2 protein-coding genes are annotated in these 1,476 nt (G+C 72.0%); both read right to left on the bottom strand.

Features of this window, described 5'->3' with window-relative positions; translation table 11 throughout:
• Nucleotides 1-810 (bottom strand): glycosyltransferase (locus tag ACTWLT_RS31510; protein WP_445321490.1); only part of this gene is annotated, 810 nt, incomplete at its 3' end.
• Nucleotides 795-1,476: glycosyltransferase (locus tag ACTWLT_RS31505; RefSeq protein WP_445321489.1), on the bottom strand; the 682-nt coding region annotated here is incomplete at its 5' end. The genes ACTWLT_RS31510 and ACTWLT_RS31505, both read right to left, overlap by 16 nt.

The raw sequence follows: 1,476 nt of genomic DNA, 5'->3' as shown, positions 1-1,476 counted from the left end.
GCACGACTCGGCCAGCGCCCCGAGCCGCCGGGCGAAGGTGTCGGCGGGCAGCAGGTCGGCCGGCGGGCCGCCGACCACCACGCACTCGGCGTCCGGCACCGCGTGCAGCGCCTGGATGACATCCGCGAAGCCCTTGCGCTCCACCATGCGTCCGACGGTGAGGAGCCGTGGCCGACTCGGGTCACGCGGCTCGGCGGGCCCGTCCGGGCGGAACATCTCCTGGTTGACCCCGGAGGGGACCAGTGCCATCCGGGCCCGGGGCACGCCCAGGCGGACCAGCTCTCCGATCTCGTCCTGGCACTGCACGATCACCCGGTCGGCGGCCCGACCGAGGGCCCGTTCGTACCCGATCCGGCCTGGTGGGCTCGTGTCCCGGGTGCCCTGGTGACGTCGTTTCACCGTCCCCAGGGCGTGGTACGTCAGCACCGTCGGGACCCGCGCCCGCCGTCCGGCGTGCAGGGTGGCCAGTCCGCTCATCCAGAAGTGGGCGTGCGCCACGTCGGGCACCCAGGATCCGTCCCGCCACTGCTCGGCCAGCCACGTGCCGAACTCGCCCATGAACGGCAACAGCTCGTCCTTGGGCATCCGCCGTGGCGGGCCGGCCGGCACGTGCCACACCTGGTAGCCGTCCGGAGTGGAGACGACGTGGTCGAGGGTGGTGGAGTCGCGGCGGGTGTAGACGCGTACGTCGTGTCCCTCGCCGGCGAGCGCGGCGGACAGTTCCGCGACGTGCGTGTTCTGGCCGCCGGCGTCCTCCTCGCCCAGGACGGCGAGCGGGCTGGCGTGCTCCGAGATCATCGCGATCCGCATGTCTCCTCCTTCATCAGCCGGTCCCAGTCGGCCAGGAACCGGTCGAGTCCGAAACGTTCCCTGGACACCTCCCGCGCCCGGGCGCCCAGCCGGTACGCCGCGTCGCGGTCCTCGATGAGCCGCCGGGCCGACTCGGTGAGCGTCTCCACCCGGGTGGCGAGCACCCCGGCGTCGGGGGGTACGGCCGTCACGGCTTCGGTGGTGGCGAGGGCGAGGACGGGCATGCCGATGGACATGGCTTCGATGAGACTGAGTCCGAGGGAGGTCCACCGGCAGAGGTGTAGGTAGGCGCGTCGTCGCGCGAGTTCGGCGTGCATCCGCTCCTGCGGTACGTCGTCGTGGGTGGTGAGTCGGTCGGCTGGTAGGCCGAGGTGGTCGGCGAGGCCGGTGACTCCCATGCCGTAGACGTCCAGGGGGGCGATTTCGGCGAACCGGGGCAGCAGGTCGGTGCCGGTGACGCGGCCGCGTCGGATGGGTTCGTTGATGACGACGGCGAGGCGGTCGAGTTCGCCGGTGTAGGACACGGTGGGCGCGACGATGCCGTGGTCGATGACGGTGGTGCGGGTGGTGCCGGTGTCCCAGAAGAGCTGGTTGAAGCCGGTGACGTGGGCGATGAGCAGGTTGGTGTGGTCGGCCATGGGGTGGCGGGTGTTCGGCACGTCGCCT

This window comes from Micromonospora yongxingensis (assembly GCF_052601155.1).
This window is presented reverse-complemented; position numbering and strand designations above follow the sequence as displayed.